This window comes from uncultured Amnibacterium sp., assembly GCF_964245895.1.
Classification (GTDB): Bacteria; Actinomycetota; Actinomycetes; order Actinomycetales; family Microbacteriaceae; genus Amnibacterium.
Genome location: NZ_CAXTOQ010000156.1, coordinates 1 through 7,701, shown reverse-complemented (window position 1 = coordinate 7,701; position 7,701 = coordinate 1). Strand labels below are relative to the sequence as shown.

Annotated in this window: 8 protein-coding genes; 5 read left to right on the top strand and 3 right to left on the bottom strand. The window is 74.7% G+C overall.

Translation table 11 applies throughout. The annotated features are described in order from the left end of the window. A partial coding sequence (locus tag ACFE60_RS15970; RefSeq protein WP_375389850.1) for an aldehyde dehydrogenase family protein occupies positions 1-1,109 on the top strand: 1,109 nt, incomplete at its 5' end. A 111-nt stretch (positions 1,110-1,220) separates the two neighbouring features. On the opposite strand, the gene ACFE60_RS15965 is transcribed toward ACFE60_RS15970, so the two are convergent. Together ACFE60_RS15965 and ACFE60_RS15960 are read right to left on the bottom strand one after the other, a co-directional pair. Beyond that, positions 1,221-2,342 carry a Na+/H+ antiporter NhaA gene (locus tag ACFE60_RS15965; protein ID WP_375389849.1) on the bottom strand — a complete coding sequence of 374 codons (1,122 nt, stop codon included), beginning with the start codon at positions 2,340-2,342 and terminating at the stop codon, positions 1,221-1,223. Between the two features lie 69 nt (positions 2,343-2,411). Next, complete coding sequence (locus ACFE60_RS15960) at positions 2,412-3,803, bottom strand: serine hydrolase domain-containing protein (protein ID WP_375389848.1); 1,392 nt, start codon at positions 3,801-3,803, stop codon at positions 2,412-2,414. A gap of 41 nt (positions 3,804-3,844) precedes the next feature. Here ACFE60_RS15960 and ACFE60_RS15955 point away from each other — a divergent pair, with 41 nt between their 5' ends. Continuing rightward, entirely contained in the window at positions 3,845-4,348 is a 504-nt protein-coding gene (locus tag ACFE60_RS15955) for a hypothetical protein (protein ID WP_375389847.1), read from the top strand. Between the two features lie 3 nt (positions 4,349-4,351). On the opposite strand, the gene ACFE60_RS15950 is transcribed toward ACFE60_RS15955, so the two are convergent. Then, positions 4,352-4,810 carry a hypothetical protein gene (locus ACFE60_RS15950; RefSeq protein ID WP_375389846.1) on the bottom strand — a complete coding sequence of 153 codons (459 nt, stop codon included), beginning with the start codon at positions 4,808-4,810 and terminating at the stop codon, positions 4,352-4,354. 46 nt (positions 4,811-4,856) lie between these two features. Here ACFE60_RS15950 and ACFE60_RS15945 point away from each other — a divergent pair, with 46 nt between their 5' ends. From ACFE60_RS15945 to ACFE60_RS15935, 3 genes are all read left to right on the top strand, one after another. Then, on the top strand, positions 4,857-5,354 hold the full coding sequence (locus ACFE60_RS15945; protein WP_375389845.1) for a GNAT family N-acetyltransferase: 498 nt from the start codon (positions 4,857-4,859) through the stop codon (positions 5,352-5,354). Positions 5,355-5,525: 171 nt separating this feature from the next. Then, positions 5,526-6,899 (top strand): MFS transporter, encoded by a 1,374-nt coding sequence (locus ACFE60_RS15940; RefSeq protein WP_375389851.1) that lies wholly within the window; start codon positions 5,526-5,528, stop codon positions 6,897-6,899. Beyond that, positions 6,896-7,549, top strand: a complete 654-nt coding sequence (locus tag ACFE60_RS15935; RefSeq protein ID WP_375389844.1) for a YabN family protein — start codon at positions 6,896-6,898, stop codon at positions 7,547-7,549. Before ACFE60_RS15940 ends, ACFE60_RS15935 begins: the two co-directional genes overlap by 4 nt. Positions 7,550-7,701: the final 152 nt, after the last annotated feature.

The following is a 7,701-nucleotide window of genomic DNA, read 5'->3' as shown; positions in this document are numbered from 1 at the left end:
GCCCGTTCAACTTCCCGGCGATGGTGCCGATGTGGTTCTTCCCGATCGCGATCGCCGCGGGCAACACCGTCGTCGTGAAGCCGAGCGAGAAGGACCCCTCCGCCGCGGTGTGGATCGGGCGGCTCTGGCAGGAGGCGGGCCTGCCGGACGGCGTCTACAACGTGCTGCACGGCGACAAGCAGGCGGTCGACGGGCTGCTGACCCACCCGGACGTGCGGTCGATCTCGTTCGTCGGGTCGACGCCGATCGCGCAGTACATCTACGAGACCGCGGCGCGGCACGGCAAGCGCGTGCAGGCGCTCGGCGGCGCGAAGAACCACATGCTGGTGCTGCCCGACGCCGACCTCGACCTGGTCGCCGACTCCGCGGTGAACGCGGGCTTCGGCTCCGCGGGGGAGCGGTGCATGGCGATCTCGGTCGTCGTCGCGGTGGATGGGCCCCTGCCGGCCGGTTCCTCGGCGGCGCGGAGCGACGGCGAGGCCGAGCCGGGAGGGACCGTCGCGGACGCGCTGATCGAGAAGGTCACCTCCCGGATGGCGTCGTTGAGGATCGGTGACGGCCGGCGCTCGTGCGACATGGGCCCGCTGGTCACGAAGCAGCACCGGGACAAGGTCGCCTCCTACATCGACGTCGCGATCGCGGACGGCGCCGAGGTCGTCGTCGACGGGCGGGCCGTGGAGGCGGACGGGGACCCGAACGGGTTCTGGCTCGGACCCACCCTGATCGACCGCGTGCCCACCTCCTCCCGCGTCTACACCGAGGAGATCTTCGGGCCGGTGCTGTCGGTGGTGCGGGTCGCCTCCTACGAGGACGGCGTCGCGCTGATCAACTCCGGCGCGTTCGGCAACGGCACCGCGATCTTCACCAACGACGGCGGCGCCGCCCGCCGGTTCCAGCACGAGGTGCAGGTCGGCATGATCGGCGTCAACGTGCCGATCCCGGTGCCGGTCGCGACGTTCTCCTTCGGCGGCTGGCGGCAGAGCCTGTTCGGCGACACGAAGGCCCACGGCGCCGAGGGCGTCAAGTTCTTCACCCAGCAGAAAGCGATCACCAGCCGCTGGCTCGACCCCTCCCACGGCGGCGTCGACCTCGGCTTCCCCCGCACCTGAGCACGTCAGCAGGAAGAACCGAGTCCGTCGGCAGGGAGAATCCGCATCAGCAGGAAGAGCGGGCCCTTCTCTTCCTGCTGATGTGCATTCTTCCTGCGATCGTGCTCGTGATCAGGGGTGGGAGCGGGATCTCCGGGCGATCGGCGGCACCACGGCCACCGACAGCACGATCGCGGCCAGGGATCCGACCAGCACGCCGAGGGTGGCGGAGGAGCGCGTCCCCGCCTCCGCGAACGCCAGCTGCGCCATCAGCAGCGACACGGTGAAGCCGACCCCGCCGACCAGCCCGACCGCGACCAGCTCGGCCGGGCGGAGGGGGTTCGGGGACCGTCTCCCGAGCACCGCGTGGCCCAGCAGCCCGCCGGCCGTGATGCCGACCAGCTTGCCGACCGGCAGCGCGAGCACGACCGCGACGAACACGGGGCCGAGCACGACGTCCTCCACGCGGATCAGGCTCGCGCTGAACGCGAACAGCGGCAGGACGACGGCGCGGGAGACGGGCTGCAGGAGGCGGTCGGCGGTCGCGCCCGGTCCGGACGGCAGCGCGAGCCCGAGCGCGACGCCGGCGAGCGTCGAGTGCACCCCCGACCGCGCGACGAGGTACCAGACCGCGAGCCCCAACACCCAGAGCGCCGCCGTGCGGGCGGTGGACGGCCCGCCCAGGCGGGCGACGACGCCGAAGGCCGCAAGCGGCACGAGCGCCGCGACCACGAGCACCGGCTGCATCCCGTGCGGGAAGACGACCGCGATCAGCAGGATCGCCACCAGGTCGTCGAGGATCGCGAGGGCCAGGAGGAACGCGCGCACGCGGCTGGGAAGCCCCCGCCCGACCAGCGCGAGCAGGCCGAGCGCGAACGCGATGTCGGTCGCGGTCGGGATCGGCCAGCCTCCCGCGGAGGCAGGCCCCGCGACCGCGAGGTAGATCCCGGCGGGCGCGGCGACGCCGCCCAGCGCGGCGAGCGCCGGCACCGCGGCGGAGGCGGGATGCGCCAGGTCGCCTCCGGTCAGCTCGTGCCGCAGCTCGATCGCGACGAGCAGGAAGAAGATCGCGAGCAGCCCGTCGCTGACCACGAGGCCGGGGGTGAGGCGCAGCCCGGTCGCGTCGAGCGCGAGCGGCAGGTCGCGCGCGCCGATCAGGGCCGGCCCGAGCGGCGTCGCGGCGAGCACCAGCGCGAGCGCAGCGGCCGCGAGCAGCAGCGTCGCCGACCCGCGGTCGGAGGTGATGAAGCGCACGCTTGCCACTTTCTGCGCCGGGAGCGGGGTGTCGTCTGCCGGGAGCGGCAGGTGTGCGGTCGGGGTGCGTCAGGCGAGCCGGAGGGAGAGGGTCTGCAGCAGCGGGGTGCGCACCGGGGTCATCCGGATCTCGCAGCGGATCGCGCCGGTCGCGCCGCGGACCGTCCAGACGAGGTGCGCGAAGGACTCGCTGCGGGCCGCTGCCGCGGTCAGCGGCGGCACCGCCGCGTCGGCCGCCAGCCCGGCCCGGTCCCGGAGGCGCGCGGCGTGCGCGGCGCGCAGCGCGAACGCCTCGTCGAGCGAGACGTTGTCGGCCGCGATCGCCGCGAGGGCGCCGTCGTCCCACGAGCGCAGCAGCCCCTCCACCACTTCGCGGGCGGCGGCGGTCTCGGGCCAGAGCGCGGGCTCCGCCTCCGGATCGGCGGCGCCGTCGAGCAGCAGCGCGAGCGCCTGCGTCGCGGGCACCGTCGCGCCGCTGTAGCGGGCGTTCTCGAGCACGACGACGCCGAGCCCGCTCGCCGGGTGCCAGCGCATGTGGGCGCCGTAGCCGGGGTAGCCGCCGGAGTGGCTGATGACGCGGCCGTGCCGCGGGTCCTCCTCCACGACGAGCCCGAGCCCGTAGTGGTGCCCGGCCGAGCCCGGCACGCGGGTCCGCGGCTCCTGCATCGACCGTCGCCCGGCCGCGTCGAGCACGTCGTCGGTCGCGTCCTCGCGCCACGCGCTCGCGAGCCATCCCGTCCAGGTCGCGAGCGACGTCGGGCTCGCGATCACGCCGCCGAGGGCGGAGAACGCGCCCGGCTCGGCCCACGGCTGCTCCACCCACTCGTCCTGCACCTTCGCGTACCCGGCCGCGATCGGCGCGTCCACGCCGCGGTCGAAGCCGAGGGCCGTCAGGCCGAGCGGGTCGAGCAGCCGCTCGCGCACCAGGGCCGGGTAGGGCCGGCCGCCGAGCCGCTCCAGCACCCGGCCGAGGATCGCGTAGGCGAAGCTCGAGTACTCGTACGTCGTGCCGGGCTCGTAGGCGAGCCGGATGCCGTCGCCGATCATGCGGTCGAAGGCCGCCGCGGTCATCGACTCCTGCCGGTCGGCCCACGGGTCGTCGATCGGGATGCCGCCCGCCATGGACGCCAGCTCGCCGAGGGTCGGGGCGCGGGAGGCGCCGAGCACGGCCGCGTCGAGCACGTCGGTCAGCGGCGTCTCGAGCGCCACGGCCCCCTCCTCGACGAACGTCAGCAGCGTCGCGGCGGTGAGGCTCTTCGTGCAGGACGCGACCCGGAACGCGGTCCGCGCGTCCGGGACGGGGGCGACGTCCGCGTCGCCCCTGGCACCGGTCGCGACGACCCCCTCCGGCCCGAAGAGCGCCCAGGAGGTTGCGGGTGCCTTCCCGTCGCGCACGCGCGCGGTCGCGAGGTCGTCGACGGCGGGCGCGGACAGGAGGGCGCGGTCGGTGCGGTAGGCCACGGGACGATCCTTCCATCGAGCCGCGGGGCCAGGATGAGGGGGTGACGGACGCGACGCGGGAGCGCGAGCAGCGCGCCGACGCCCTGAAGGAGCGGATCTACATCACCTTCACCGCGCTCGCGGTCGTGCTGGCGCTGCGCTCGGAGCTGGCGGAGCACGCCTCCGTCGGCGGCGCCGCGAGCACGCTCGCGCTCACCGTGGTCGCGACCCTGCTCGCCGTGCTGGTCGCCGACGTCGTGTCGCACATCACCGCGCACGAGGCGCTGCCGACCCGGGCGGAGCTGTCCGCGATGCTGCGCGTGGTCGTCGGCTCGCTCGCCGTGCTGGTGCTGCCGTCGGCCTTCCTCGGCCTCGCGGCGCTGCACGTGTGGACCCTCGACGGCGCCCTGCGCGGCGCGGAGATCGCGCTGATCGTCGCGCTCGTCGCCATCGGCTGGATCGCGGTGCGCCGGCTGCGGCTGCCGTGGTTCCAGCGGCTGGTCGTGCTGCTCGCGGAGGCGGCGCTCGGCCTCGCGGTGATCGCGCTGGAGCTGCTCGCCCACTGAGGGTCAGGGGGTCCCGATGCGCACGACCGCCCAGCCCGCGACGACGCCGTCCCCGGGCTCCAGCACGATCCGGACGCGGTCCGGCCGCGGGTCCGCGGTGATCCCGAGCCAGGAGGTGGTCGGCGGCGCGCTGCAGTCCGCCTGCCCGGAGAGGCCGAGCGACACGCCCGCCTCCGTCTCCAGCCGCCAGGTGAGCACGCCGGCGTCGGCGCCGGAGCACGCGACCTCGACCGCCACCTGGCCGGTCGCGGGCAGCCGGCCGGCCCCGTCGCGCGTCGCGCCGCCGCCGAAGGTCGCCCGGGCGACCTCGCCCGCCTCCGCGGACGGCGTGATCAGCGGCGTCGGGGAGGCGGTCGTCCGCTGCGGACTGGCGGAGGTGGGCGCCGCCGTGCGCGCGCCGCAGCCCGCGAGCCCGAGCACGAGCAGGGCGGCCGCCGCCAGCGGAGCCGCACGTCGGAGCATCCCCGCATCCTGCCCGCTGCACCTGGAGCCCATATCGTGGACGCCCGTGCCCGTCGTCGTCCGCCCGCTCGAGTCCGCCGACCTGCCCGCGGTGCTGGCGATGAACAACGCGGCGGCGCCCGCGGTGCCGCCGGCCACCGCGGAGGAGCTGGCGGGCGTGGTCGTCACCGCCTCCCTCGCCGTCGTCGCCGAGGTCGAGCCGGGCGAGCCGGTCGGCTTCCTGCTCGCGATGGATCCGCACGTCGACTACGCCAGCGAGAACTACCGCTGGTTCGCCGCGCGGAACGACTCGTTCGTCTACGTCGACCGCATCGTCGTCGACGGCGCGCAGCGCGGCGGCGGCGTCGGCCGGGCGCTGTACGCCGCCGCCTTCGCGCGGGCCGTCGAGTTCGACCGCGCCGAGGTGACCTGCGAGGTCAACGTGCGCCCGGAGAACCCCGCGTCGCTCGCCTTCCACGCCCGGCTGGGCTTCGAGAAGCTGGCCGAGCAGGAGACGAAGGGCGGCGCCTACCGTGTGGCCCTGCTCGCGGCCCCGGCCGGCTGACCCTTCCGTTTCGAAGGAACTTCTCGTCCGGGTGCGCAGAAGTTCCTTCGAAACGGAATGCGCAGCGCGGGCGGTGACTTGGGGCTGGGAGTGAGTGCCCCGCCCGCGTCCCCGATCACCCGCCGCGACGTGGGCCTGCGGTCCGAGCGCGGGCCGATCCTGCTGGCGCTCATGCTCTCCACCGGGCTGATCGCGATCGACTCCACGATCCTCGCCACCGCGGTGCCGTCGATCGTCGACGACCTCGGCGGCTTCTCCAGCTTCCCGTGGCTGTTCTCGGTGTACCTGCTGGCGCAGGCCGTGTCCGTGCCGGTCTACGGCAAGCTGGCCGACACCGTCGGCCGCAAGCCGCTGCTGCTGCTCGGCATCGGCGTGTTCCTGCTCGGCTCGATCCTCTGCGGGTTCGCCCCCTCGATGCTCGCGCTGATCCTGTTCCGCGCCGTGCAGGGCCTCGGCGCGGGCGCGATCATGCCGACCTCCATCACCGTCGCGGGCGACATCTACACGCTGGCGGAGCGGGCGAAGGCTCAGGGCTACCTCGCGAGCGTGTGGGCGATCTCCTCCGTCGTCGGCCCGACCCTCGGTGGCGTCTTCTCCCAGTTCGTGTCGTGGCGCTGGATCTTCTTCGTGAACGTGCCGCTCTGCATCGCGGCCGCCCTGCTCGTCCGCCGCTACCGGGAGTCGCCCCACCGGGCGGCGCATCGGGTCGACGTGCCCGGCGCCGTCCTGCTGACGCTCGGCCTCACGGCGCTGCTGCTCGCGCTGCTGCAGGGCGGGCAGGCGTGGCCCTGGGCGTCGGTGCCCGGCGTCGCGCTGCCCGTCGCGGCGGTCGCGCTGCTCGCCGCGTTCGTGCTCGTCGAGCGGCGTGCCGCGGAGCCGGTGCTGCCCCTCTGGGTGTTCTCGCGCCGCCTGCTGCTGACGACCGGGCTGATCAGCGCCGCGGTCGGTGCGCTGATCCTCGGGCTGACCTCGTACGTGCCGAACTTCCTGGAGGCGGTCGGCGGCGCGACGCCGCTGGAGTCGGGGCTCGCGCTCGCCCTCCTGACCCTCGGCTGGCCGATCGCGGCGTCGAACGCCGGACGGCTCTACCTGCGGCTCGGCTTCCGGCCGACGGCGCTGATCGGCTCGTCCGTCGCGCTCGTCGGCGCGGTCGGCGTGCTCGTCGCGACCCCGTTCGCCTCCATCTGGCTCACCGGCCTCGCGTGCTTCGTCGTCGGCCTGGGCCTCGGCACCGTCGCGACGCCGACGCTCATCGCTGGGCAGTCGAGCGTGACCACGGGGCAGCGCGGCGTCGTCACCGGCTCGAACACCTTCCTCCGCTCAGTCGGGTCGGCGCTCGGCGTCGCGGTGTTCGGGGCGATCGCGAACGCGGTGCTGGCCGGTCGCTCGGGTTCTCCCGCCGCGGTGAGCGATGCCTCGACCGCGGTGTTCATCGGCGTGGTCGTCGCGGCCGTGCTCACCCTGCTGATCGCCGCGCTGATGCCCGCGTTCCGCGCCGAGCACGCGACGGTGCCGGAGGCGCGGGCGGAGGCGGAACCCGCATGACGGACGAGGAGGGGCGCGGCTCGGAGCTGGACCGGCTCGTCGCCGTGATGGCGCGCCTCCGCGGGCCGGGCGGCTGCCCGTGGGACGCGGAGCAGACGCACGCCTCGCTGGTCCGCTACCTGATCGAGGAGACCGCGGAGCTCGTCGAGGCGATCGAGACCGGAGACGTGGCCGCGATGCGCGAGGAGCTGGGGGACGTGCTCTACCAGGTGCTGTTCCACGCCGACCTCGCCGCCGCGACGCCCGGCGAGGGCTTCGATGTCGAGGACGTCGCCCGTGACACCGCCGAGAAGATGATCGGCCGTCATCCGCACGTGTTCGGCGATGCTTCCGTCGCGGACGCCGACGCGGTCGTCGAGGTCTGGGAGGCGCAGAAGCGCCGCGAGAAGGCCGACCGCACCAGCGTGCTCGACGGGGTGCCGATGGCGATGCCGTCGCTGCTGCTCGCGGAGAAGCTGCTGGGCAGGGCCGGGCGCGTCGGGCTGGAGGCCCGCCCGTCCCGCGAGGTGCGGGACGACGAGGAGGCGCTCGGCGACGCCCTGCTCGACACCGTGGCGGCGGCCTCCGCGCAGGGGCTGGACGCCGAGCGAGCCCTGCGCGGCGCGCTCCGCCGCCTGGAGGCCCGCATCCGCGAGGTCGAGGCGACCTGACCGACTCTCCCCCTTCGCCAGGCTGGGCGAGCACCTGAGCAGGCTGGGGGAGCACTTGAGCAGGCCGGTCGCCCTTCGGCAGGCTGCGAGAGGCGGTCACGTCCCGTGGTTTGTGGAGGGTGGCCCTGTCCTCTCTGTGTCAGGCCGCGGCG

What these genes read in the sequence shown, in the direction of transcription:
- ACFE60_RS15950 (WP_375389846.1), bottom strand. Translation starts at nt 4,810, where the DNA reads ATGCTCCGACGTGCGGCTCCGCTGGCGGCGGCCGCCCTGCTCGTGCTC.
- ACFE60_RS15940 (WP_375389851.1), top strand. Translation starts at nt 5,526, where the DNA reads ATGCTCTCCACCGGGCTGATCGCGATCGACTCCACGATCCTCGCCACC.
- ACFE60_RS15935 (WP_375389844.1), top strand. Translation starts at nt 6,896, where the DNA reads ATGACGGACGAGGAGGGGCGCGGCTCGGAGCTGGACCGGCTCGTCGCC.